General features: G+C 73.6%; 17 protein-coding genes. 11 read left to right on the top strand and 6 right to left on the bottom strand.

The genetic code is table 11. The features are described from left to right. Window positions 1-38: 38 nt before the first annotated feature. On the top strand, window positions 39-416 hold the full coding sequence (locus ACFYP0_RS12640; RefSeq protein WP_386995747.1) for a VOC family protein: 378 nt from the start codon (window positions 39-41) through the stop codon (window positions 414-416). A gap of 376 nt (window positions 417-792) precedes the next feature. Here ACFYP0_RS12640 and ACFYP0_RS12635 read toward each other — a convergent pair whose 3' ends face one another. After that, window positions 793-1,263 (bottom strand): hypothetical protein, encoded by a 471-nt coding sequence (locus ACFYP0_RS12635; RefSeq protein ID WP_386996026.1) that lies wholly within the window; start codon window positions 1,261-1,263, stop codon window positions 793-795. Between the two features lie 186 nt (window positions 1,264-1,449). Between ACFYP0_RS12635 and ACFYP0_RS12630 the strand changes: the two genes are divergently transcribed. Continuing rightward, complete coding sequence (locus tag ACFYP0_RS12630) at window positions 1,450-2,340, top strand: Vgb family protein (protein ID WP_356977183.1); 891 nt, start codon at window positions 1,450-1,452, stop codon at window positions 2,338-2,340. Between the two features lie 228 nt (window positions 2,341-2,568). On the opposite strand, the gene ACFYP0_RS12625 is transcribed toward ACFYP0_RS12630, so the two are convergent. Next, window positions 2,569-3,504 carry a S66 peptidase family protein gene (locus ACFYP0_RS12625; RefSeq protein ID WP_355494160.1) on the bottom strand — a complete coding sequence of 312 codons (936 nt, stop codon included), beginning with the start codon at window positions 3,502-3,504 and terminating at the stop codon, window positions 2,569-2,571. A 102-nt stretch (window positions 3,505-3,606) separates the two neighbouring features. On the opposite strand from ACFYP0_RS12625, the gene ACFYP0_RS12620 reads away from it, so the two are divergent. The 5 genes from ACFYP0_RS12620 to mptB (ACFYP0_RS12600) are packed head-to-tail and all read left to right on the top strand — an operon-like array spanning window position 3,607 to window position 12,245. Further along, window positions 3,607-4,374, top strand: coding sequence for a type 1 glutamine amidotransferase (locus ACFYP0_RS12620; RefSeq protein ID WP_124858549.1), 768 nt, complete (start codon window positions 3,607-3,609; stop codon window positions 4,372-4,374). Next, a complete protein-coding gene (locus ACFYP0_RS12615) occupies window positions 4,374-7,445 on the top strand; it encodes a bifunctional [glutamine synthetase] adenylyltransferase/[glutamine synthetase]-adenylyl-L-tyrosine phosphorylase (RefSeq protein ID WP_386995743.1) in 3,072 nt (1,023 codons plus the stop codon). The genes ACFYP0_RS12620 and ACFYP0_RS12615 overlap by 1 nt, the downstream gene beginning before the upstream one ends. Continuing rightward, complete coding sequence (locus ACFYP0_RS12610; protein WP_355494162.1) at window positions 7,438-9,057, top strand: hypothetical protein; 1,620 nt, start codon at window positions 7,438-7,440, stop codon at window positions 9,055-9,057. Before ACFYP0_RS12615 ends, ACFYP0_RS12610 begins: the two co-directional genes overlap by 8 nt. A gap of 48 nt (window positions 9,058-9,105) precedes the next feature. Beyond that, complete coding sequence (gene mptB, locus ACFYP0_RS12605; RefSeq protein WP_355494163.1) at window positions 9,106-10,506, top strand: polyprenol phosphomannose-dependent alpha 1,6 mannosyltransferase MptB; 1,401 nt, start codon at window positions 9,106-9,108, stop codon at window positions 10,504-10,506. A gap of 14 nt (window positions 10,507-10,520) precedes the next feature. Continuing rightward, the gene (gene mptB, locus ACFYP0_RS12600) at window positions 10,521-12,245 is read left to right on the top strand and encodes a polyprenol phosphomannose-dependent alpha 1,6 mannosyltransferase MptB (protein WP_386995740.1); all 1,725 of its coding nucleotides are present in this window, start codon (window positions 10,521-10,523) and stop codon (window positions 12,243-12,245) included. 400 nt (window positions 12,246-12,645) lie between these two features. Here the strand turns inward: mptB (ACFYP0_RS12600) and glnA are convergent, their stop codons facing one another. Further along, window positions 12,646-14,070 carry a type I glutamate--ammonia ligase gene (gene glnA, locus ACFYP0_RS12595; RefSeq protein ID WP_112671701.1) on the bottom strand — a complete coding sequence of 475 codons (1,425 nt, stop codon included), beginning with the start codon at window positions 14,068-14,070 and terminating at the stop codon, window positions 12,646-12,648. A 263-nt stretch (window positions 14,071-14,333) separates the two neighbouring features. Here glnA and ACFYP0_RS12590 point away from each other — a divergent pair, with 263 nt between their 5' ends. After that, entirely contained in the window at window positions 14,334-14,732 is a 399-nt protein-coding gene (locus tag ACFYP0_RS12590; protein WP_341869934.1) for an RDD family protein, read from the top strand. A gap of 294 nt (window positions 14,733-15,026) precedes the next feature. On the opposite strand, the gene ACFYP0_RS12585 is transcribed toward ACFYP0_RS12590, so the two are convergent. Next, on the bottom strand, window positions 15,027-15,713 hold the full coding sequence (locus ACFYP0_RS12585; RefSeq protein WP_091407420.1) for a DUF4191 domain-containing protein: 687 nt from the start codon (window positions 15,711-15,713) through the stop codon (window positions 15,027-15,029). Window positions 15,714-15,920: 207 nt separating this feature from the next. Here ACFYP0_RS12585 and ACFYP0_RS12580 point away from each other — a divergent pair, with 207 nt between their 5' ends. Both ACFYP0_RS12580 and ACFYP0_RS12575 read left to right on the top strand, forming a co-directional pair. After that, the gene (locus ACFYP0_RS12580) at window positions 15,921-16,091 is read left to right on the top strand and encodes a hypothetical protein (RefSeq protein ID WP_167493750.1); all 171 of its coding nucleotides are present in this window, start codon (window positions 15,921-15,923) and stop codon (window positions 16,089-16,091) included. Continuing rightward, the gene (locus ACFYP0_RS12575; RefSeq protein ID WP_356977174.1) at window positions 16,088-19,192 is read left to right on the top strand and encodes a helix-turn-helix transcriptional regulator; all 3,105 of its coding nucleotides are present in this window, start codon (window positions 16,088-16,090) and stop codon (window positions 19,190-19,192) included. Before ACFYP0_RS12580 ends, ACFYP0_RS12575 begins: the two co-directional genes overlap by 4 nt. A 71-nt stretch (window positions 19,193-19,263) precedes the next feature. On the opposite strand, the gene ACFYP0_RS12570 is transcribed toward ACFYP0_RS12575, so the two are convergent. Continuing rightward, entirely contained in the window at window positions 19,264-20,982 is a 1,719-nt protein-coding gene (locus tag ACFYP0_RS12570) for a hypothetical protein (RefSeq protein WP_355494165.1), read from the bottom strand. A gap of 53 nt (window positions 20,983-21,035) precedes the next feature. Beyond that, window positions 21,036-22,031: a lipoyl synthase gene (lipA, locus tag ACFYP0_RS12565; protein WP_196919009.1), complete on the bottom strand. Its 996-nt coding sequence runs from the start codon at window positions 22,029-22,031 to the stop codon at window positions 21,036-21,038. 453 nt (window positions 22,032-22,484) lie between these two features. On the opposite strand from lipA, the gene aspS reads away from it, so the two are divergent. Then, the gene (gene aspS / locus ACFYP0_RS12560; RefSeq protein ID WP_355494166.1) at window positions 22,485-23,771 is read left to right on the top strand and encodes an aspartate--tRNA(Asn) ligase; all 1,287 of its coding nucleotides are present in this window, start codon (window positions 22,485-22,487) and stop codon (window positions 23,769-23,771) included. Window positions 23,772-23,790: the final 19 nt, after the last annotated feature.

The raw sequence follows: 23,790 nt of genomic DNA, 5'->3' as shown, positions 1-23,790 counted from the left end.
CGGCCGAACGGCCGGCACGGAAATTCTGGAGGCAGCAGATGTCCAGGTCCACGACGCCCATCACCTGGTTCGAGATCGGCACCGACCGGCCCGAGGATGCGGAGCGCTTCTACGGCGAGATGTTCGGCTGGTCCTTCGAGGAGCAGGGCTCGGCCAACGGCGGGTCCTACCGGGTGACCGGGGCCGGTGGCGACAACGGGATCGGCGGGGCGATCCGGGCGACCGACGGTACGTCGCCGAACTACGTGGTGTTCTACGCCGAGGTCGATGATGTGGCGGAAACCTGCCGACGGGCCGAAGCGGCTGGTGGCCGGGTGCTGGTGCCGGCGCGTACGACTCCGAGCGGTCTCACGTCGGCCCACCTACTCGACTCGACCGGCAATCGTCTGGGCGTGTTCTCGCCCCCGAAGCCCTGACGGGGTCCTCCAGGGCAGGGCTGACACCCCCGAGCCGGTGTGACGGCCGAGCCAGCCGGTCCGCACGCCCTCTGGGTCGGTGATCAACTCGGCTTTCATGATGTCGGGGCGTCCGAGTGCGGCGGATACCGCGACTTCAAGGAAACCGAGTGGATCAAACCGCGACGGGCCGGGGCCGGCCTCGGCCCGACAGGGCGTACCGAGGCCGGCCCCGGCGGTCAGTGCCTGCCGGGTCCGGCGTTGGCCTGTCATGTGCCCGCCGGCCCCTGCCGGGGCCGTCCCCGGCAGGGCCAATGTCGGCCGGGGACGGTCACGGTCGGTCCGGGCGTACCGAGGCCCCGGCCGGTCAATGCCTGCCGGGGCCGGTCCCGCCGGACTACTTGCCGGGCTTACCTTCGCCGTGCTGGCCGCCTGGGCCGCGGTGGCCGCCCGGGCCGGGGAAGACGCCGGCCTCGACGGCCTTGGTGATGGCGTCGGCCTGCTCCTGGGTGAGCTTGCCGTCCTTGACCGCCTGCTCCAGGCGCTCCTTGAGCGCGGCCTGTCGGTCCTCGGTGGACGGCCGCTGCGGTCGATCGGCCGGCCGGTGCTGCTCGCGGACCTTCTCCAGCGCGGCGGTCACCTTGTCGGTGGGCACGCCCAACTCCTTGGCGAGCGCCTCGGCGAACTCGCCCTGCCGGTCGGCCTTCGCGCCGGGCGCCGTGCCCGGAGCCGGGGCGGTGCTGGTGCTCGGGGTCGGCGTGGGCGTGTCGGCGGCGAACGCGATCGTCGGGGCCGCGATCCCGACGCCGAGGACGCCGGCGGTGGCCAGGCCGGCCAGCAGATGCTTCCTACGGATGGTGCGGGACATGCTGTCCTCCAGAGGTTCGGTCATCGTGCACTGTCGTAACCGACAGTGACCGGGCAGTCTGGGCGGAAGCCATGGCGACCCTGTCAGCGAGCTGACAATCCTGACCGGCGGTAGCCGAAAATCGGTTGTTCCATCGCTGGCGGGGCGGTCAGGGTGGACGATCCACCGACGGAAGGACAGGGCGACATGACCGTCGAGATTCGGGAGATTTCACTCGCCGAGCCGGGCGCCGGGCCGTACGGCATCACGGCTGGCCCGGACGGCGCGCTCTGGCTGACGCTGGCCCATGCCGGCGGGATCGCCCGGTTGTCGCCCGACGGCGCGGTCCGGACCTACCCGCTGGAGCCGGCCGGTGGTCGCCCGCTGATCATCACGGCCGGGCCGGACGGCGCGCTCTGGTTCACCCGCTCGGGAGACGACCGAATCGGTCGGATCACCGTCGACGGCGAGCAGCGCACCATCGCCCTGCCGGCCGGCACCGGGCCGGGTGGCATCGCGGCCGGGCCCGATGGCGCGCTCTGGTACGCCGGGATGACCTCCGACACGATCGGCCGGGTGGAGACCGACGGCACCCACAGCGCATTCCCGCTGCCGGTGACCGGCGGATTCGCCTCGATGATCACTGCTGGCGCGGACCAGGCCCTCTGGTTCACCCTCAACCAGGCGAACGCGATCGGCCGGATCGACCTCGCCGGCACGGTGACGGTGCACCCGCTGCCCACCGCGAATGCCGGCCCGGTCGGCATCACCCTCGCCGGCGACGGCGCGATCTGGTTCGTGGAGATCGGCGCCGGTCAGCTCGGTCGGATCACCCCGGACGGCCGGATCAACGAGTTCCCGCTGCCGGACCGGGCGGCCCGCCCACACGCGATCGTGGCCGACCCGGACGGCGGCGCCTGGTTCACCGAGTGGGGTGCCAACCGGATCGGTCACATCGACGGCAGGGGACGGATCGAGGGCCACGACCTGCCCACAGCCAACGCCGAACCCCACGGCATCACCCTGACTCCCGAGGGCATCTGGGCCGCCCTGGAAATCGGCGCAGTAGCCCACCTGACCCCGCCCACCCCGGCCTGACCCCCAACCCCCAACCCCCAACCCCCAACCCCCAACCCCCAACCCCCAACCCCCAACCCCCGCCCGGCCCGGCGACCCGCCCATCCCTCAGCCCCTGCCCTGGTTGATCAAGAGGTTTGCGTCAGGATCCGCTCCGGACATGACGCAAACCTCTTGATCACCGGGGAGGGCCGGGAGGGGGAGGGGGCCGGGAGGGCCGGGAGGGAGGGAGGGAGGGGCGGGGGAGGGTTAGTGGACTGCGGGGGTTGTGGTGAGGGTGGCGGTGGTGGTGTCGAGGGTTGCTCTGGTGCCTACCGGGACGGTTAGCTGACCGGGGCCGTGGCCGATGGGGAGGCCGCCGAGGACCGGTACGCCCAGGTCGCCGAGGCGTTCGGTGAGTACGTCGACGATGGTGGTGTCCCAGCCGTCGCCGCAGTCGGTGAACTGCCCGACCGCCACCCCGGCCAGTCCGTCCAGCGCGCCGGCCCGGCGCAGGTGGGTGAGCATCCGGTCGACCTTGTACGGGGGTTCCTGCACGTCCTCGATCAACAGCACCGCACCGGTGAGGTCGGGCAGGTCCGGTGTGCCGATCGACGCGGCGATCATGCACAGGTTGCCGCCGAGCAGGGTGCCGGTGGCGTGACCCGGTACGCGTACGCCGAAGGTCTCCTCGGTGGGGACCGCCTTGATCGACACCGGTTCGGTCGTCATCAGCGCCGCGTGCAGGGATTCGGCGGAGCGCAGCGGCGTCCGCTCGTCGCGCCAGGCCGCCCCGGGGCCGTGCACCCCGGCCAGGCGGGCGCCCCTCCACAGGGCGAACTGCAACGCGGTGATGTCCGAGAAGCCGGCCACCACCTTCGGGTCCCGGCGTACGGCGGCCATGTCGATGGCGTCCACGATCCGCTGGGCACCGTAGCCGCCGCGGGTGCAGATCACCCCGCGCACTTCAGGGTCGGCGAAGGCCGCGTTCAGGTCGGCGGCGCGCAGGTCGTCGGTGCCGGCGAGGTAGCCGTGGCGGGCGTACGCGTTCGGCGCCGGCACCGGGCGCAGGCCCCAGCCGACGAGCAGTTCCATGCCCCTGGCCACCCGCTCCGGCGAGGTCGGCCCTGACGGCGACACCAGCAGCACCGTGTCACCCGGGCGCAGCACGGGCGGGCGTACGGCGGCGGTGTCCTCGCTGATCACAACCGCAGAGCCTAACGACCCGGCCGAGGCGGGAACGCCACCCGGCGGCGCGGGGCCGTGCCGGGGCGTGGTGCCGTGCGGCGTACCGGCTAGCCTCGACGGGTGGCAACCGCGCTGGTGATCGAGAACGACCCGACGGACGACGCGCGCCGGCTGGGTGAGTGGCTGACCGAGGCTGGGCTGGAGCTGTGGGTGGTTCGCCCGCACGCCGGCGACGAGCTCCCCGACGACCTGGAGGGGTACGCGGCGCTGGTGGTGCTCGGCGGCGACCAACAGGCGTACCCGTTCCCGGACGGCTCGCCCGGCGCACAGTGGTTTCCCGCCGTGGAGGGCCTGCTGCGCAAGGCGGTCCGGTACCGGGTGCCGACCCTGGCGGTCTGCCTGGGCGCGCAGTTGCTCGCCACCGCGCACGCCGGGTTGGTGGAGCGCAGCCCGTCCGGGCCGGAGATCGGCCCCGGCGTGGTCGGCCGGCGCGACGCCGCCGAGAACGACCCGTTGTTCCGGTACGTGCCGCTGATCCCGGACGTGCTCCAGTGGCACGCCGACGAGATCACCGAGCTGCCTCGGGGCGCGACCCTGCTGGCCGCCTCCACCCGCTACCCGCATCAGGCGTTCCGCCTCGGTGACCGGGCCTGGGGGTTGCAGTTCCACATCGAGTGCGACGCCGCGATGATCGCTGACTGGGCCACCGACTCGACCCAACTCGCCGAGCTGGGCTACGACCCGGAGCTGGTGGTCGCGGCCTGCGCCTCGGTGCTGGCCGACGTCGAGGAGGTCTGGCAACCGTTCGCCGCCCGGTTCGCCGCGCTGGCCCTCGGCGAACTGGACGACAGCACGACGCGGCGCGGTCTGCCGCTGCTCGGGCACTGATGAGCCGGCCGACCAGGGCACCGGGCCGGCTCGCCCGGTACGGCTTCGGCACCGCCGAAGGCGATGGCGGCGCGCGCGCCGCGGACCTGCTCGGCCCGGAGGGGCTGGGGCTGTGGCGGCCGGCCGAGCAGGAGCCGGTCGACGAGGCAGCCGCGGAGTTGCTCGCCGCGCTGTCCCGGGCCGCCGACCCGGACCTGGCGCTGCGCCAACTGCACCGCATCGTGGAGGCCGAGGGCCGCACGCCCGCAGGCAGCGCCGAGGGCCGAACGTCCCCAGGCGGCGCCGAGGGCCGCGCCACCGAAGGCAGCGCCGAATCGCCGCTGCTCGCGGACCTGCACAACGACCCCGGGCTGCGGCGGCGGCTGATCGCGGTGCTCGGCGCGTCGTCGGCGCTCGGCGACCACCTGGTGGCCCACCCCGAGCACTACCGGGCGCTGCGGACCGCCCCGGACGGGCTCGCCCCGACCGCCGAAGGGCGGCTGGAGCCGACCGACGGCGGCAACCCGGTGGCGGCACTGCGGACCGCGTACCGCCTGGCGTTGTTGCGGATCGCGGCGGCCGACCTGACCGGCGGTCGCGGCCTGGAGCAGACGATGGCCGCGCTCTCCGCGCTGGCCGACGCGACGCTCTCGGCGGCGTACGAGATCGCGGTCGCGGAGCTGGCGGAGGGGACCGAGCGGCCCCGGCTCGCGGTCGTGGCGATGGGCAAGTGCGGCGGCGGCGAGCTGAACTACGTCTCCGACGTGGACGTCATCTTCGTCGCCGCCGAGGACGCCGACCTGTCCGCCGCGACCCTGGTGGCGACCCGACTGATCTACATCTGCGGGCTGGTCGCCTGGCCGGTGGACGCCGCGCTGCGCCCCGAGGGCAGCCGGGGCCCGCTGGTGCGGACCCTCGCCAGCCACCTGGCCTACTACCGGCGGTGGGCGCGCACCTGGGAGTTCCAGGCGCTGCTCAAGGCCCGCCCGGCAGCCGGTGACCTGCCGCTGGCCCAGGAGTGGATCGACCAGCTCGCGCCGCTGGTCTGGCGGGCGGCCGAGCGGCCCGAGGCGGTCGAGGACGTCCGCGCCATGCGCCGGCGGATCATCGACCACATCCCGCCGAAGGAGCTGGAGCGCGAGATCAAGCGCGGCCCCGGCGGGCTGCGCGACATCGAGTTCGCCGTCCAGTTGCTGCAACTCGTGCACGGACGCGGCGACGAGACGTTGCGCGCGCCCGGCACCATCCCGGCGCTGCGGGCGCTCGTCGCCGGCGGCTACGTCGGGCGGGCCGACGGCGAGGCCCTGCTGCGCGGCTACCGCTTCCTGCGCAGCGTCGAGCACCGGCTGCAACTCCAGGGCCTGCGTCGTACGCACACGGTGCCCGCCGAGCCGGGCGCGCTGCGCTGGCTCGCCGCCGCGCTGGGTTTCACGGCCGCGCCGGGGCGCAGCGCCGTGGAGAGCTTCCGGGCCGAGTGGGTCACCCACGCCACCGAGGTACGCCGACTGCACGCCAAGCTGCTCTACCGGCCGCTGCTGGAGTCGGTGGCCCGGGTGCCGGCCGACGGTCTGCGGCTCACCCCGGAGGCGGCCAGGAACCGCCTGGAGATCCTCGGCTTCGCCGACCCGGCCGGGGCGTTGCGCCACCTCCAGGCGCTCACCGGCGGGGTCAGTCGCACCGCGGCCATCCAGCGCACGTTGCTGCCGGTGCTGCTCGACGAGTTCGCCGACGCGCCGGAGCCGGACCGAGGGCTGCTCAACTACCGCAAGGTGTCCGACAAGCTGGGCAGCACCCCCTGGTATCTGCGGCTGCTGCGCGACGGCGGCCCGGTCGCCCGTCGGCTGGCCCGGGTCCTCGCGCTGTCCCGGTACGTCGCCGACCTGCTCGCCCGCGACCCGGAGGCGCTGCGGCTGCTGGCCGAGGAGAACGAGCTGGCGCCACGCGCGCCCGAGGTGCTGCGGGAGGGGTTCCTGGCAGCGGCGGCCCGGCACTCCGACCCGGTCGAGGCCACCAGCGCGGTGCGCGCGCTGCGACGCCGCGAGCTGGTCCGGGTGGCTTGCGCCGACGTGCTCTGCCGGGCCGGCGCGCTCGCACCCAGCCCCACCCGGGCGGACGGCGCGAAGCGGGCCCCCGGGCTGTCCGACATCACCGAGGTCGGTACGGCGCTCGCCGACGTCACCGACGCCACCCTGGCCGCCGCGTTGCGGGCCGCCCAGGCCAGCCAACCGGCACCACCCGGGCTGCGGTTCGCGGTGATCGGCATGGGCCGGCTCGGCGGGTACGAGTCGAACTACCTCTCCGACGCCGACGTGCTCTTCGTCTACGACCCGCCGCCGGGCACCAGCGAGAGCGCCGCCAGCGCCGCCGCGCACGCCGTCGCCGAGGAGCTGCGCCGACTGCTCGGCGTACCCGCCCCCGACCCGCCGCTGGGCGTCGACGCCGACCTGCGACCGGAGGGCCGCCAGGGTCCGCTGGTCCGCAGCCTCGCCGCGTACGCGGCGTACTACGCCCGCTGGTCGCGGGTGTGGGAGGCGCAGGCGCTGCTGCGGGCCCGGTTCGTCTGTGGGAACGCCGAGCTGGGGGCCGAGTTCGAGGCGATGATCGATCCGGTGCGCTACCCGGCCGACGGGCTGACCCGCGAGCAGGTCGTCGAGATCCGTCGGATCAAGGCCCGGGTGGAGACCGAGCGGCTGCCCCGGGGCGCCGACCCGGCCACCCACACCAAGCTGGGGCGCGGTGGGCTCGCCGACGTGGAGTGGGCGGTGCAACTCGTCCAACTCCGGCACGCCGGCGCGATACCGGCGCTGCGCGGCACGCGTACCCTCGACGCCCTCGCGGCGGCCGAGCGGGCCGGCCTGATCGACCCGGCGGACGCCGCGGAGATGGCCGCCGGTTGGGCCCTGGCCGCGCAGGTCCGCAACGCGTTGATGCTGGTCCGGGGTCGGGCCGGCGACCAACTGCCCCGGCACGGGGTGGAGTTGGCCGGGGTGGCCCGGCTGCTCGGCCGCGACGATCCGGGCGAGTTCCTCGACGAATACCTGCGCACCGGCCGCCGCTCCCGCGCAGCGGCCGAACGGGTCCTCGATGCCTGACGCGTCGCCGCCCCCAACCGGGCGGAGCGTCGCGGGTTGGGCGGCGGCGACCGGGGTGGCGGTGCTTCTCGCCGTCGCGTTCCTCCTCGCGCCGCCGCTGGGCACCGACCTCGCCGCCCAGGTGGCCCGTGCCGGGTTCACCGAGCGGTACGGGGCCGCGCCGGTCGACTTCGGCTGGTACGGCGGCGTCAACCAGTACGGCTACAGCCTCTTCACCGCCAGGTTGGGCGCGCTGATCGGGGTGCGTCCGCTGGGGGCGATCGCCGCCGTGGTCGGCGCGGCCGCGCTGGGTTGGCTGTTCACCCGCAACCGGGCCCGTCGACCTCTGCTGGCCGGCGTCCTCGGCGCGGTGGTGCTGGTCGGCAACCTGGCGAGCGGTCGGATCACCTTCGCGGTCGGGTTGGCGTTCGGGCTGCTGGCGCTCTGCGCGGTCAGCGCGGAACGCCAGCCGCGCTGGCTCCGGTTGACGCTCGCCGCCGTCTGCGCCGCCCTGGCGACGGCGGCCAGCCCGGTCGCCGGCCTGTTCACCGGGCTGGCCGGCGCGGCGCTGCTGCTGGGCGCCCTGCGCACCGGTGACGGGCCGGGCCGCCCGCTGCCCGGAGGCTGGCGAGCCGAGCGACCACTGGCCGAGGGGTTCGTCCTGGCCGTGGCGCCCGCCGTCACGCTCGCCCCGATGGCGTTCGTCTTCGGCAACGGCGGCACCCAGCCGTACTCGGCCGAGTCGATGCGCATCAACGTCGCGCTCGCGGTGCTGGTGGCGGTCGTGCTGCCGCGTCGCCGCCGGGTGCTGCGCGTCGGCGCGGTGCTCACCGTGCTGCTCCTGATCGGGGCGTACTACGTGCCCAGCCCGATCGGTTCCAACGCGCTACGACTGCCGATGCTGTTCGCCCTGCCCGTGCTGGCCGGGTACGCCGCGTTGCCGGGGCCGTGGCTGGCCGGGCTGCTCGCCGCGACCGTCTGGTGGCAGTCCCCGGTGATGATGAGCGACGTGACCCGGGCCGGCGCACCGGAGAGCGCCGAACGTTTCTACCAACCGCTCGTCGCCGAACTCGACCGGCGGCAGCCGGCCGGGCGGGTCGAGGTGGTGCCGCTGCGCGACCACTGGGAGTCCGCGTACCTGCCGCCGACCGTGCCACTGGCCCGGGGTTGGGAACGCCAGGTCGACAGCGACCGCAACGCGCTGTTCTACGACGGCAACCTGAACGAGCAGACGTACGAGCAGTGGTTACGGCACGAGGCGGTGAGCTACGTGGTGCTCGCCCCGGACGCACCCGCCGACCGGTGGGGCCGCGACGAGGCCGCGCTGATCCGCGGCGGCCTGCCGTACCTGCGGGAGGTCTGGCGAGACTCCACCTGGCAGATGTACGCCGTGGTCGATCCGACCCCGCTGGTCGGTGCCCCCGGTCGACTCGTCACCGCCGACCGCGGCGCCGTCCGGCTGACCGCCACGCCCGGGGACGTGCCGGTCCGGGTGCGGTGGTCGCGTTGGCTCACGTTGAGCGGCCCGGACGGCTGCCTGCGACCGGGCGTGGACGGGTGGACCGAGGTGCGGGTCCGCGCCGCCGGCGACTACTCGATCTCCAGTGGGCTGGCACCGGCACGCCACTGCTGACCGTGCCTGCCGTCGGCCTCCCGCCGGCGGGCTGGCAGCATGTCCGGCGTGCCTCCCCACCTCGCGCGCTGGACCGGCCTGGCCGGCTCGATGCTGCTCGCGCTCTCCGCTTTCCTCGGCGGGGCGTTTCCGAGCGGCCCCCTGCGCAGCACCCCGGTCAGCATCTGGCAGGGGCCCAACGGCCCGCTGATCCTCGCCGCCTGGGTGGTCGGCACCGGCCTGATGGCGTACGCCTGGTGGGCGCTGCGCGACGGAGGGCCCTCAACGCGGTGGGCCCTGATCACCGTCGGGCTCTGGCTGCTGCCGCTGCTGATCGCACCGCCCTTCGGCAGTCGGGACGTGTACGCGTACGCCTGCCAGGGCGCCAGCTTCGTCGGCGGCATCAGCCCGTACGAGCAGGGCGTCTCCGCGCTGCCCTGCCCCTGGCTGGACACGGTCTCGGTCATCTGGCGCGACACCCCGGCACCGTACGGGCCGCTGTTCGTGCTCATCGCGGGCGCCGTCGTGAAGGCCACCGGTTCGCTGACCGCCAGCATCGTGCTGTTCCGTGCGCTGTCGCTGGTCGGCGTGGCCCTCACCGCGTGGGCCCTGCCGGTGCTGGCGCGTCGGGCCGGTGTGCCGGCGAAGCGGGCGGTGTGGCTGGCGTTGGGCTCCCCGCTGGTCGCCGCGCACCTGGTCGGTGGCCCCCACAACGACGTGTTGATGCTCGCCGCGTTGGTCGGCGGGCTGGCCGTGGTGGCGGCACACCCGAGTCGACGCGGCATGCTGCTGGTCGGCGGGCTGCTCCTCGGAGTCGCGGTAGCGATCAAGGTGACCGCCGTGGTGGTGGTCCCGTTCGCCGCGCTGGCGGCCACCGCCGGGCCGTACCGGATCCGCACACTGATCCGCGACGGCGGCTGGGTGGTCGGCGGCACGGTCGTCACCGTGGTCGGCGTGACCCTCGTCGGTGGGCTGGACTTCGGCTGGATCGGCGGGCTGTCCCAGGGTGGCGCCGCCATCGCCTGGACCTCCCCGTCGACCGCCGTGGGGCAGACGGCCGGGTACGTCGCGGCGCTGTTCGGCGGTCACATCGACGCGCTGCCGGTCACCCGCGGGATCGCCGTGGTCCTCCTGGCCGTACTGCTCGTCTGGCTCTGGTGGCGGGCCCGCACCCGCGACCCGCTGTACCACGCCGGCCTCGCGCTCGCCCTCACCGTCGCGCTCGCCCCCGTCGTGCACCCCTGGTACTGGACCTGGCCGCTGTTCGTGCTGGCGGCCACCGCCCAGCGCACCAGATGGTTCACAGTGGTCGCCCTGGTCGCGTCCTTCCTGGTGCTGCCCAACGGCACCGGGCTGCCCCGGTACACCAAGACAGTCGGGGCGCCGCTGATGACGCTGTTGGTGATCGTGCTGGTCATCTGGTTGGTACGGTCGGCTCGAGCGGCCCGTCAGCCGGTCGCCGCCGATTGAGGGAAGGTGCGCCGGTGACCGCTCCCGGCGCGTCTGTTCCCCCGCCGCCTGTGTCGTTGGCGGCATCGGGTGCCCGGTACGCGGGCCTGCTCGGCGCGGTCCTGCTCGCCGTGGCCGGATACCTCGGCGGGGCCCTGCCCGACGCCCCGCTCGGCGCGACACCCGCGTCGATCTGGCGAACCCCGGACGGCCCGGCGACGCTGAGCTGCTGGCTGATCGGCACCGTCCTGCTGGTCGGGGCCTGGTGGTCGCTGCGCGAGGGTGCGCCGTCGACCCGTTGGGCGTACGTCACCGCCGGGCTGTGGGCGCTACCGCTGCTGGTCGCGCCACCGCTGGGCAGCCGGGACGTCTACTCGTACGCCTGCCAGGGCTGGACGTACGCGCACGGCGTCGACCCGTACACCGTGGGGGTGGCGGCGGCGGGCTGCCCCTGGCTGGACACGGTGGCGCCGATCTGGCGGGACACCCCGGCACCGTACGGGCCGGTGTTCGTCCTGCTCGCGGCGCTCGCCGTCGGCCTCGGCGGCGGGCTCACCGGGACGATCGTGGCGCTGCGCGTGATCGCCGTGGCGGGGCTGCTGCTGGCCGCGCTCTGCCTCCCCGCTCTGGCACGGGCGGCCGGAGTGCCGGCCGGCTTGGTGGCCGGAGTGCCGGCCCGGCGGGGAGTGTCGGCCGGCTTGGTGGCCGGGGTGCCGGCTCGGCGGGCGGTCTGGTTGGCGCTGGCCGGTCCGCTGGTCGGCGTACACCTGGTGGCCGGCGCACACAACGACGCCGTGATGCTGGGCCTGCTGCTGTGTGGGCTGCTGGTCGTGGTCCGTCGACCAGGTCGGCCGGCGGCGCTGCTGCTGGCCGGAGCGCTGCTCGGGCTGGCGGTCACGGTGAAGGCCAGCGCCGTGGTGGTGGTGCCGTTCGCCGTGCTGGCCGGCATGCCCGATCAGTACACCGTTCGGGCGTTGCTGCGCCACGGTGCGTGGCTGACCGGAGGGCTGCTCGCCGCGCTGCTGGTCACCTCGGCGGTTTCCGGCCTCGGCTTCGGCTGGGTGGGCGGGCTGACCCACAGCGGCGACTCGGAGCAGTGGACATCGCCACCCACCGCTGTGGGCTTCGTGGTCGACTACGCCGGCGCGCTGGTCGGCCGGGACCCGCAGGCGGTGCCGTTGGTCCGGGCGGTCGCGCTGCTGCTGCTCGTCGGGGTGCTGCTGCTGCTCTGGTGGCGGGCCTGGCTCGTGCTGCGCGGGCTGAACGAAGCCGCGTCTTCCGAGGTGAGGTGTTCGGGGGTGGGGTGTTCCGGGGTTGCGGGTCCCGAGGTGGCTGCTCGCGTGAAGGCGTCTCCCGGGGTCGCGTCTCCCGGGGTCGTGTCTTCGGGGGTCGTGTCTTCGGGGGTCGTGTCTTCGGGGGTCGTGTCTTCGGGGTTCGCGTGTCCTGAGGTCGGGTGTCCTCGGGTGGCGCGGTCCCGGGTGGCGCTGCACGGCGCGGCGTTGGCGCTGGTCGCCACCGTCGTCCTGTCCCCGGTCTTCCACCCCTGGTACGCGACCTGGCCGCTGGCGTTGCTGGCGCTCACCGCCGCCCGCACGACGTGGTTCGTGCTGCCCACCGCGGCGGCAGCCTTCCTCGCCCTGCCCGACGGCACCAACCTGGCCCGTGTCACCAAGGCACCCGGTGCCCTGGCGATGACCGCCCTGCTCCTGGCCCTGCTCGTACGCACCCTGCGCACCGCCCGCCGCCGCCGGCATCGTTGATCATGAGGTTGACGGGGGCAATTCGGATGAAACGCCTCGCCAACCTCATGATCGTCATCGTCGTGGGTCAAGATCGTGCTCGAACGTGGATGTAGTGGTGTCCGACGCGGTCGAGGCCACTACATCCAGGATCGAGCACGATCTTGGGGCGGGGCGGGGCGGGGCGGGGCGGGGCGGGGCGGGGCGGGGCGGGGCGGGGTGTGCCCCGAGCGGTGCGCAGCGGCCCGCCAGGGCCGCCTTGAAGACGTAGCGGCTGCTCATCGACGGCGCGCTCGGCCAACACGAAACGGCGGCCACGCCGGCTGTGAGCCGGGCATGACCGCCGTCCGTGAGGTTGTACCCAACCTGTACCCAAGATCAGTAGTGATCCTGTTGGTGCAGGTCAGAGCCTTGATCAGGCTCAGCAGTCGTAGTACATGGCGAACTCGTGCGGGGTCGGGCGCAGACGCACCGGGTCGACCTCGTTGGCGCGCTTCCAGTCGACCCAGGTGGAGATCAGGTCGGGGGTGAAGACGCCGCCGTCGAGCAGGTAGTCGTGGTCGGCCTCCAGTGAGTCGAGCACGGCCGACAGCGAGCCCGGCACCTGCTTGACGTCGCCCCACTCCTCCGGCGGGAGGTCGTAGAGGTCCTTGTCGATCGGCGTCGGCGGCTCGATCTTGCTCTTGATGCCGTCGAGGCCGGCCATCATCATGGCGGAGAAGGCCAGGTAGACGTTGGCCGACGGGTCCGGGACGCGGAACTCGACGCGCTTGGCCTTGGGGTTCGCGCCGGTGACCGGGATGCGGGTGCAGGCGGAGCGGTTGCGCTGGGAGTAGACCAGGTTGACCGGCGCTTCGAAGCCCGGCACCAGGCGACGGTACGAGTTGATCGTCGGGTTGGTGAAGGCCAGCAGCGACGGCGCGTGGTGCAGCAGACCGCCGATGTACCAGCGGGCCATGTCGGACAGGCCGGCGTAGCCGGTCTCGTCGTAGAACAGCGGCTCACCGTTGAGCCAGAGGCTCTGGTGGGTGTGCATGCCAGAGCCGTTGTCACCGAACAGCGGCTTGGGCATGAACGTCGCGGTCTTGCCGTTGGCCCAGGCCTCGTTCTTCACGATGTACTTGAAGAGCTGGAGCTGGTCACCGGCGTGCAGCAGGGTGGAGAACCGGTAGTTGATCTCGGACTGGCCGGCGGTGCCCACCTCGTGGTGCGAGCGCTCCACGTTGAAGCCGGTGTCGACGAGCCGGCGCACGATCGAGTCACGCAGGTCGGCGTAGTGGTCGACCGGCGGCACCGGGAAGTAGCCACCCTTGTAGGCGGTCTTGTAGCCGCGGTTGCCGCCGGGCTCTTCGCGGCCGGTGTTCCAGGCGCCCTCGATCGAGTCGATGTAGTAGAACGACTGGTGCGCCGAGGTCTCGTGGCGGATCGAGTCGAAGATGTAGAACTCCGCCTCGGCGCCGAAGTAGGCGGTGTCGGCGATGCCGCTGGCGGCGAGGTACGCCTCGGCCTTCTTCGCCACGTTGCGCGGGTCGCGGCTGTAGGCCTCGCGGGTGAACGGGTCGTGGATGAAGAAGTTCAGCGCGAGCGTCTTCTGCGCGCGGAACGGGTCGATGAACGCGGTGGCGACATCCGGGAGCAGGAGCATGTCCGACTCGTGGATCGCCTGGAAACCGCGGATCGACGAACCGTCGAACGCGAGGCCGTCGGTGAAGAGGTCGTCGTTGACGGACTCGACCGGCAGGTTGAAGTGCTGCATCACGCCGGGCAGGTCACAGAAACGAACGTCGACGAACTTCACGTCCTCGTTCTTGAGGTATCGCAGCAGTTCCTCGGGATTGGCGAACACACATCCTCCTGGCACGTCCACGGGGTGGCTAGGCTTCTGGCGACGCTAGGGCCGGGGGGTTGCCCGGCCGTGTCTCCGTTGTTTCTGCCGTGTTACGTCCCTCGCGGAGCGTCAGCGGCACCCCGGTCCACGCCTCCGGCCCGCCAGGAACGCCGTACCGACTGTGCCAGTGTAATGACATCTGATCGCTTTAGCCTGAATCGGCACACAGCGGCGGTGGCACCCGGCAAGCTCTCATCCCGGCGCGGATACCCTTGACCGCTGTGACCAATCCGCACCTACCGGCAGCGCCGGCCACCGACCCCACCTTCACCGCGCCGAGCCTCGGTCGGCGGTTCGGGGCGTTGATCATCGACTGGGTGCTCTGCCTGCTGGTGTCCAACTTCTTCGCCGACCCGGTACGCGACGGCTGGGCCCCGGTGCTGGTGCTTGTCCTGATGTACGGCATCTTCCTCGGCCTGTTCGCCCAGACGCCGGGCATGTACATCACCAAGATCCGCTGTGTGAACTGGTACGACGGTGGCCGGATCGGCGTGCTCCGGGGGCTGATCCGTGGCCTGCTGCTGGCCCTCGTCGTCCCCGCACTGATCATGGACGAGCACCGGCGCGGCCTGCACGACCGAGTCGCCGGCTCGGTCATCGTCGACGCCCCCCGCGGCTGACCAACCCGACAACGCCGGTCTGGGACCCCCGCAAGATCGCAACCCCGCAAGATCGCACTCGATCCAGGATGTAGTGGCATCCACCGCGTGCGAGACCACTACATCCAGGATCGAGCACGATCATGGCGAGGGCGAGGGCGAGGGCGAGGTCGAGGTCGAGGTCGAGGTCGAGCAGGTTCATGGCGAGGGTGACGGCGGCCGGAGGCGGGCGGCGCCTCCGGGACGGCTGCACATGAGGGTGTACGCGAAGGAGCCGGACCCGCACGGGTCCGGCTCCTTTACGTACACCTGGGGTCAGCGGCCCCGCGACTGGCGGAAGGCGCCTGGCGGCCGCATGTTCTTCGGGATCGCGCCCTTGGGCATCTGTGGCCGGGCGGTGAGCGCCTTGAGCCGCTTGTCCAGCGAGTTGACGTCCTTGCCGGAGAGGGCGCGGGGCAGGCGCAGCAGCGTCGTCCGCAGCTTGCGGATCGGCAGCTCGCCCTCCTCCTGCCCGATCACGTAGTCGTGCAGGGGAGCGGAGCCGATCACCTTGGACAGCCGCCGCTTCTCCTGGCCGAGCAGGCCGCGCACCCGCTGCGGGTTGCCCTCGGCCAACAGGATCACGCCTGGGCGACCGATCACCAGGTGGACCATGTCCATCTGGGTGGTCGAGCTGACCGCCGGGGTCACCCGCCAGTCGCCGCGCATGTTCTCCATGATCTGCGCCGCCGCGCCGGGTTGCCCCTCGGCGGCGTTCATCATCGCCTTGTTGGACCGCAGGTTGAGCACGATCAACACCGCGAGCAGGACGAACAGGATGCCGATCGGGAGCCAGATCCAGCTCCAGAGGATGACCGCGACCACGGTGAGCGCGAGCGGGATGAGCACCGCGGCGGCGACCAACGGCGCGAACCACCGGTCCTGCTTGGCGGTGAACTGGAACACCATCCCGATCTGCTTCAGCCGCTGGCCGAACGAGACCTTCTCCTGGGGCTTTGCCATGCCGCAGAGTCTAGTGGTCGCCGCCGGCCCGGTTGATCCGCGTCCGGGTGCCGGGGCAGCTGAGTACCTTACGTCGCCGTACGCGCCCGGAGCGGCCGGGTAAGGAGGCTGTGGACGGGGAAGATGAGGCGCCATGCCCATGCCCGGGTGGGGCCTTCGCGCGAAGAGTCGTCAGCAGAAGACGACGACCCCACGAAGGAGCCCGACATGTTCGGCAACGACGCAGATTTCCTGCTCACCCTGCACCGTACCCACGCCGCCGAGCTGCGCGCCGACGCGGCCGCGGACCGGCTCGCCCGATCGCTGTCCCGGCCGGTCAGCCGCGGGTGGTTGGGCCGGCGCAGGCAGGCCGGTGGCACCGGCGACGCCCGCCGGTGACCGTGCCCAGCGCGGCTGCCACGTCCACCGCCGTCAGCGCGGCCGTCACGTCCACGGCGCCCAGCATGGCCGCCGCGTTCAGCGCGGTCGTCACGTCCACCGCGCCCGTCGGGCTGGCCGCTCGACCCGATCCGACCCCGCCGCCCGGCAGCCGGCCGATCGGCGGGGTCGGCGGGGCGGGCCGCCATGGCATGCTCGAACACGTGACCGTACGCGCTGCCAGCTCCGTCCTCGTCGGGCGCCACCGCGAGACCGTGGCGCTGCGAGACGCGCTGGGCCGGGCGCGGGCCGGGGAGCCGACCACCGTGTTGGTCGGCGGCGAGGCGGGTGTGGGTAAGACCCGGCTGCTGGAGGAGTTCGCCGGCTGGGCCACCGACGGCGCGGCGCGGGTGCTCGTCGGCCAGTGCCTGGAGCTGGGCGAGGCGGGCCTGCCGTTCGCGCCGTTCGCCGCCGCGTTGCGCGCGGTGCTGCGCGCCGACGGTCCCGAGGTCTTCGCCGGCTACGAGGCGGAGTTCGCCCCGCTCCTGCCGGAGTTGGGCCGCGCCTCCGCGGCGCTGACCACCCCGCGTGCCGTCCCGCTCAGCGACGCCCCGCGCGGCTACCTGTTCGACCTGGTCGCCGAGCTGTTCCAGCGGCTGGCCGATGCTCGCCCGCTCGTCCTGATCATCGAGGACCTGCACTGGGCCGACCGTTCCACCCGCGACCTGATCGGCTTCCTCGTCCGGGCGGCGAGGCCGGGCCGGCTCCTGCTGGTCTGCACCTACCGCACGGACGAGTTGCAGCGCGGCCACCCGCTGCGCCCGTTCCTCGCCGAGCTGGATCGGGCCCGGGGTGTGGAGCGGGTCGAGCTGGCTCGCCTGGACCGTGACGGCACCGCCGCGATCCTCGCCGACCTGCTCGGCGCCGAGCCGCTCGCCCGTGCCGTCGACGACGTCCACGACCGCACCCAGGGCAACCCCTTCTTCATCGAGGAGTTGGCCGTCGCCGGTGACCCGATCGGTTGCGCGGCGCTCCCCGAGACGCTGCGTGACCTGCTGCTGGCCCGGGTGGACCGGCTCCCCGAGCCGGCCCAGCGGGTGTTGCGGATCGCGGCCGCCGGCGGCACCCGCTTCGCCCATGACCTGCTCGCCGAGGTCGCCGGGCTGCCCGAAACCGAGCTGGAGGACGCGTTACGCGCCGCCGTCGCGGCCCAGTTGGTGGTGGCCGACCGGGATGGTGACTACGAGTTCCGACACGCGCTGGTCCGCGAGGCCGTACACGACGAGTTGTTGCCCGGTGAGCACGCCCGGCTGCACGCCCGCTTCGCCGCCGCCATCGAGGCCCAGCCGCATCTGGTCGCCGCCGGCCGCGCCCCGGCCGAGATCGCCCACCACTGGCACGCCGCGCACGACCACCCGCGCGCCCTCGTCGCCGCACGAGCCGCCGCGTGCGCCGCCGCCGACCGGTACGCGTACGCCGAGCAGCGCCGACTGCTGGAGCGGGCGCTGGAGTTGTGGGAGCTGGTGCCGGACGCCGCCGACCTGCTCGGCATGGACCACCTGGCGTTGCTGGAGCAGACCCTGGACGCCGCGGTGACCGCCGGCGACTTCAGTCGGGCCCTCACCCTGACCCGGGCCGGGCTGGCCGAGGTGGACGTCGACGGCGCGCCGCTGCGCGGCGCCCGCCTCCTGGACCAGCGCGGTCGACTGATGGCCCTGCTCGGCAAGAGCGACGGCAGCCGCGAGCTGGATGAGGCGTACCGGCTGGCGGCCGGTGGCCCGCCCGGCGCGGAGCGGGTCCGGCTGCTCGCCGACATCGCCACCCACCTGGTCAAGATCGACCCGCAGAAGGCGGCCCGGGTGGCAGCCGAGGCCGCCGCCGACGCCGAGGCGCTCGGAGAACACGTGGCCCTGCTGTCCACGCGGATCGCGCTGCTCTGTCACGGCGAGCGGGACCTGACCGGCGGGCTGGCCGAGCTGGGCCAGGCGGCCGCCGCTGCCCGTGCGGCGGGGGACGCGCCGACCCTGGTGCTCGCCATGGTGTTCGAGTCGGACATGCTCTGCGAGTTGGGCCGCTACGCCGAGTCCGCGCAAGCCGCCGAGTCCGGTGTGGCCGAGGCGCGACGGGTGGGGATCAGCCGCTCCACCGGGGCGTACCTGCTCTCCAACCGGGCCGAGGCGCTCATCGCGCTGGGCCGGTGGGACGAGGCCGAGGCGGTCTGTGCGGAGGCCGCCCGGATCGACCTGTCCGGTGTCACCGGTCTGCACTGGCTCCAGTTGGGCGCCGGGCTGCGGCTGGCCCGCGCCCATCCGGGCGCCGACGAACTGGTCGACCGTGCGCTCACCTTCCTCAACCGGCCGTACCTGTGGCCGAACCACCGCCTGCCCCTGCACGAACTGGCGATCGAGGCGGCGCTGGCCGCGGACGACAAGGTCGAGGCGGTACGCGCGGCCCGCGTCGCGGTGGCGGACGGAAGCCTGCCGCAGCTGCCCCGGGAGGGTTGGCCGGTGCTCAGCGCCGCCGCGCGTACCGCAGCCCGGGTGGGTGACCGGGAGCTGGCCGCCGCCGTGGCGGCGCTCGCCACCGACCTGCCGGCGCGGCACCCGGCGGCCCGTGCGCACGCCGCCCAGGTCACCGCGCTGCTCGCGGTCGGCGACCAGGCGCTGCCGGCGTGGCGTGCGGCGGTCGACGCGTGGCGGGCCGACGGGCAGCCCTACCCGTTGGGCAGGGCGCTGCTGGCGCTGGCCGAGGCGACCGCCGCAGCCGGGGAACGCGACGAGACGGCGGCGGCGGTCACCGAGGCCACCGAGATCGGCCGGCGGCTGGGTGCGACCCCGCTGGTCGAGGCGGCCGCCACCCTGGCGCGGCGGGTCGGCCTGCGCGGTGCGGCCGGGGGCGGGGCCGGCGCGGACCTGCTGACCGCCCGGGAGCGGGAGGTGCTGCGCCTGGTCGCCGAGGGGCACAGCAACAGCCGGATCGCCGAGCGGTTGTTCATCTCACCGAAGACGGCAAGCGTGCACGTCTCCCGGATCATCGCGAAGCTGGGCGTGACCAACCGGGTGGAGGCCGCCGCCCTGGCCCACCGCCTCGGCCTGCTCACCGACGCCGCCGCGCCACGCTGACGCGCGCACCGAGGCCGCCGGGCCGCGCGCTGACGCGCACCGAGACCGCCGCGCGGACGTGGACCGTCGGGTCAGCGCGGCAGGTAGATGCGCCAGCCCTCGATGGTGACCAGGTCGAGGCTGCCCGGCGTGACTCGCTGCCGCTCGTCGAGCACCTCCGCCAGGGGTGAGCCGGCCGGCGCGACCCAGGCCGGTGCCGCCGCGCTGTCCACCTCCCGCCGGTACGGGGGGTAGCGGTCGAAACCGGGGCGCAGGGTGTCGTCGACGACCGCGCAGACCACCTGCTCCGCGCTGGCGAAGGTGAGCCGGTTGCAGGTCCAGTAGCCGGCGCGCACGTGCCGTACGCCCAGTTGTCGCAGGGTGCCCACCAGTTCGGTGTGCCGGGCCTCGGCGGCCTGGGTCGCCGGGACGGTCTGCGCTGCCCGCCAGGTGGCGTGGGCGGCGGTGCCCAACGTGGCGGCGAGCAACACCACCGCGACCGACCCGGCCAGCGTCGACCCGACGCCGCGCCGACCGGTCGCCGACCGGCGCAGCCCGTGCCGCGCCACCGTCCACACCGGCCAGAGCAGCGCTGGCAGGGAGATGAGCAGGCAGGACAGGTAGCGGGAACTCTCCACGGGGGTGAGCCCGGCGGAACTGCTCAGGGTGTACGCGCCGAGGGTGGCCACCGCGGCCAGGACGAGCGCCAGCCGTGCCGCCGCCGCCACCCGAGGCGACACCGCGTCGGAGCCGACAGCGGCAGAGCCAGCAGGGTTGGGGTCGGGGATGCGCAGGGCTCGCCAGGCGGTGGCGGCGGTGATGGCCAGCAGCAGCGGCAGGGCGAGCGCCCACCACAGTTGCCAGGTGGCGCACTGGCCGGGAGCGCAGAAGCCCATGCCCAGTCCGGGGCCGAGCACCAGGCCGCCGTGCAGCCGGTCCGGCCAGCCCGCGCTGGCGTTGGCACCGCTGGCCGCGAGCACGGCGTGCAGCGGGTTGCGTCCGGTCAGCAGGCTGTGCAGCAGCAGTGGGGCCGCCCCCAGCACGGCCGCCGCTCCGAGCAGCGCCCCGGCGGCACCCCACAGCTCCCGGCGGCAGAACCCGACGAGGACCGCGCCGGTCGCCGCGACGTACGGCAGCACGAGCGGGTCGACCCAGAGCATCAGCCCGGCCAGGAACCCCCACGCGGCCCAGCGCGCCAGCCGCCGGCCGGGTAGCCCGGTGTCGGCCGTCCGCCCGTCGGGTCGCCCGGCGTCGGCCGATCGCCGCCCCGGTCGACCGGTGGCCAGATCCACGGCGAGCAGGGCCAGCGCGGCCCCGGCCGCGTTCATCTCGGGGTAGCCGCCGCCGGCGATCAACTGGTTCTTGACGATCCGGTCGGAGCCGAGGGCCAGCAGCGCCACCATCAGCAGCCCGAACCACCGGTCCCCGGTCAGCCGCAGCGTCAACCGCCAGGCCAGCAGCAGGAACAGCGCGTACAGGGCCAGCGTGGGCAACCGCAGCCCGAGCAGCGACGGCCCAGCGGCGAGGGCGAACACCGGCGCGGCAAGGTACGCCTCCAGCGTGCCCATGTACTGCTGGCCGTAGAACCAGACCGGGAAGCCGTCACCCCGGGCGATGTGCAGCGCGGCCAGCCCCATGGTGGCCTCGTCGCTGTTCGTCGCCGGGGCGGCGTGCAGCAGCAGCCAGAGCCGGTAACCCACCCCGGAGAGCACGGCCAACCCGGTGAGCCAACCGACCAGGCCGGGACGTGCGCCGGGCCGCGGGCGGGGCGGGTCGGCGCCGCGCGGCTGCTCGCGTACGCCGACGGTCATCACAGGATCATGACACCCGGACGCCGAACGGCCGCGCGGCGCCGCCGGCGGAGTCAGCTGGCGGTGGCGACCGAGGCGGCGGCGCGGGCGTCGATGGCCTGCTTGTAGAGCCGGCCGGCCCGGTACGACGAACGCACCAGCGGCCCACTCATCACCCCGGCGAAACCGATCTCCTCGGCCTCCTCGCGCAGCTCCACGAACTCCTCCGGCTTGACCCAGCGGGTCACCGGGTGGTGCCGGGGCGAGGGGCGCAGGTACTGGGTGATGGTGATCAGTTCGCAGCCGGCCTCGTGCAGGTCACGCAGCGCCTGCGAGACCTCGGCCCGCTCCTCGCCCATGCCCAGGATGAGGTTGCTCTTGGTGACCAGGCCGTCGGCGCGGGCCTGCCGGATCACGTCCAGCGAGCGGTCGTAGCGGAACGCCGGCCGGATGCGCTTGAAGATGCGCGGCACTGTCTCCACGTTGTGGGCCAGCACCTCGGGGCGGGAGCCGAAAACCTCGGCCAACTGCTCAGGGACGGCGTTGAAGTCCGGGATCAGCAGCTCGACGCCGCAGCCGGGCTGCAGGGCGTGGATCTGTCGGACGGTCTCGGCGTACAGCCAGGCGCCGCCGTCGGGCAGGTCGTCACGGGCGACACCGGTGATGGTGGCGTAACGCAGCCCCATCGAGACCACCGACTCGGCGACGCGACGCGGCTCGTCGGCGTCGAACTCGGCCGGCTTGCCGGTGTCGATCTGGCAGAAGTCGCAGCGCCGGGTGCACTGGTCACCACCGATGAGGAAGGTGGCCTCCCGGTCTTCCCAACACTCGTAGATGTTGGGGCAGCCGGCCTCCTGGCAGACGGTGTGCAGCCCCTCGCGCGAGACGAGCCCGCGCAGCTGGGTGTACTCCGGGCCCATCTTGGCCTTGACCTTGATCCATGGCGGTTTGCGCTCGATCGGCGTCTCGGCGTTACGCGCCTCGATCCGCAGCAGACGCCGCCCCTCGGGGGCCGCCGTTGCGGTGCGCGCTGCCTGGCCGGTCGTCGGCGCGGAGTGCTCGATCGTCACGAAAATGAGCCTACGCCGGACGGCAGGTGTCTATGTGCGTCAGGCGACCGGCGTCACGCCCCGAACGTTGTGACGCCGGACACCGGGGTGTCGAAAATGTGCGTCACACGAGCGGGACTCGGGTGCTACGGTCACCGCCAACAGCGACGACGGAGCCGAGTAGCCCCCGACCCGCCAGTGCAGAGAGCCGCCGGTGCTGAGAGGCGGTCTGGCACCGGGGCGCGAAGACCCTCCCGAGCTGCGGGAAGAACGGCCGCGGGCTCCCCGCGCCCAGTAGAGCCCGCCCGGCTGGCCCCGGTCATCAGGCGACGAACGAGGCCCCCGCTTCGGCGGGGGCGAAGGTGTGGTGGCACCGCGAGGTTCCCGCTCGCCCACACCTCCCTGGGGCTGATGCGACGCTTTCACCATCCCAGGGCGGCGAAGGCGTGGCGATCGACCGAGGAGCAGCCCGCCATGCAACGAACCCTGTCCCAGCAACTGCCCGCCAGGATCGGCACGACCGTGCGGATCGCCGGCTGGGTGCACCGCCGTCGACTGCTCAAGTCGGTGGCCTTCCTGATCGTGCGGGACGCCACCGGCCTGGCCCAGGTGGTCGTCACCGACCCGGCCGTCCGCGCCGAGCTGGAGAAACTCACCGAGGAGACGGTCGTCGAGGTCACCGCGACGGCGACCGCGAACGGCACGGCGCCCGCCGGGGTCGAGCTGACCGACCCGACGGTACGTCTCCTCGGGCCGCCCGCCGCACCGCCACCGTTCGACCTGTACCGGCCGGCGCTCACCGCGAGCCTGCCCACCCAGCTCGACAACGCGCCCACCGCGCTTCGGCACCCCACCCGGTCGGCCGCGCTGCGGATCTCGGCCGCCGCGGTGGCCGGGTTCCGGGCCGCACTCGACGCCCAGGACTTCGTGGAGGTCCACACGCCGAAGGTGGTCAGCTCCAGCACCGAGAGCGGGGCGAACGTGTTCGCGCTGGACTGGTTCGGCCGACCCGCGTACCTGGCCCAGTCGCCGCAGTTCTACAAGCAGCTGATGGTCGGCGTCTTCGAACGTGTCTACGAGGTGGGGCCGGTCTTCCGGGCCGAACCCCACGACACCGTCCGGCACCTCGCCCAGTACACGTCGCTCGACGCGGAGCTGGGCTTCGTCACCGACCACCGGGACGTGATGCGCGTGCTGCGTGACACCGTGGCCGGGATGCTGGGCACGGTGAGCGGGCGGGCCGGCAGCGCTCTGGCGACGCTCGGCGTCACGCCGCCGCAGGTGCCGGCGGAGATCCCGGCGGTGCACTTCACCGAGGCGCTGACGATCGCCGGCGCGCCCGCCGACGAGCCGGACCTCGCACCCGCCCACGAACGGGCGCTGGGGGAGTGGGCCCGGCGCGAACACGGGTCGGACTTCCTGTTCGTCACCGGCTACCCGATGGCGAAGCGACCCTTCTACACCCACCCGGACCCGGCGCGGCCCGCGTACTCGAACGGTTTTGACCTGCTCTTTCGGGGTCTGGAGCTGGTCACCGGCGGGCAGCGGCTGCACCGGCACGCCGACTACCTGGCGGCGTTGGCGGCCCGGGGTGAGCCGGTCGAGCCGTACGTCGGCTACCTGGACGCGTTCCGGCACGGCATGCCACCGCACGGTGGCTTCGCCATCGGTCTGGAACGGTTCGTGGCCCGGCTGGTCGGCGCGGCCAACATCCGCGAGGTCACCGCGTTCCCGCGTGACCTGCACCGCCTGACGCCGTGAGCGAGGTGGTCCCCGGCGG

It is taken from the genome of Micromonospora arida, assembly GCF_042873195.1.
GTDB classification, from domain to species: domain Bacteria; phylum Actinomycetota; class Actinomycetes; order Mycobacteriales; family Micromonosporaceae; genus Micromonospora; species Micromonospora arida.
This window is presented reverse-complemented; position numbering and strand designations above follow the sequence as displayed.

What these genes read in the sequence shown, in the direction of transcription:
- ACFYP0_RS12580 (WP_167493750.1), top strand. Translation starts at nt 15,921, where the DNA reads ATGTTCGGCAACGACGCAGATTTCCTGCTCACCCTGCACCGTACCCAC.
- ACFYP0_RS12635 (WP_386996026.1), bottom strand. Translation starts at nt 1,263, where the DNA reads ATGTCCCGCACCATCCGTAGGAAGCATCTGCTGGCCGGCCTGGCCACC.
- ACFYP0_RS12615 (WP_386995743.1), top strand. Translation starts at nt 4,374, where the DNA reads ATGAGCCGGCCGACCAGGGCACCGGGCCGGCTCGCCCGGTACGGCTTC.
- ACFYP0_RS12570 (WP_355494165.1), bottom strand. Translation starts at nt 20,982, where the DNA reads ATGACCGTCGGCGTACGCGAGCAGCCGCGCGGCGCCGACCCGCCCCGC.
- aspS (WP_355494166.1), top strand. Translation starts at nt 22,485, where the DNA reads ATGCAACGAACCCTGTCCCAGCAACTGCCCGCCAGGATCGGCACGACC.
- ACFYP0_RS12585 (WP_091407420.1), bottom strand. Translation starts at nt 15,713, where the DNA reads ATGGCAAAGCCCCAGGAGAAGGTCTCGTTCGGCCAGCGGCTGAAGCAG.
- ACFYP0_RS12630 (WP_356977183.1), top strand. Translation starts at nt 1,450, where the DNA reads ATGACCGTCGAGATTCGGGAGATTTCACTCGCCGAGCCGGGCGCCGGG.
- ACFYP0_RS12610 (WP_355494162.1), top strand. Translation starts at nt 7,438, where the DNA reads ATGCCTGACGCGTCGCCGCCCCCAACCGGGCGGAGCGTCGCGGGTTGG.
- ACFYP0_RS12640 (WP_386995747.1), top strand. Translation starts at nt 39, where the DNA reads ATGTCCAGGTCCACGACGCCCATCACCTGGTTCGAGATCGGCACCGAC.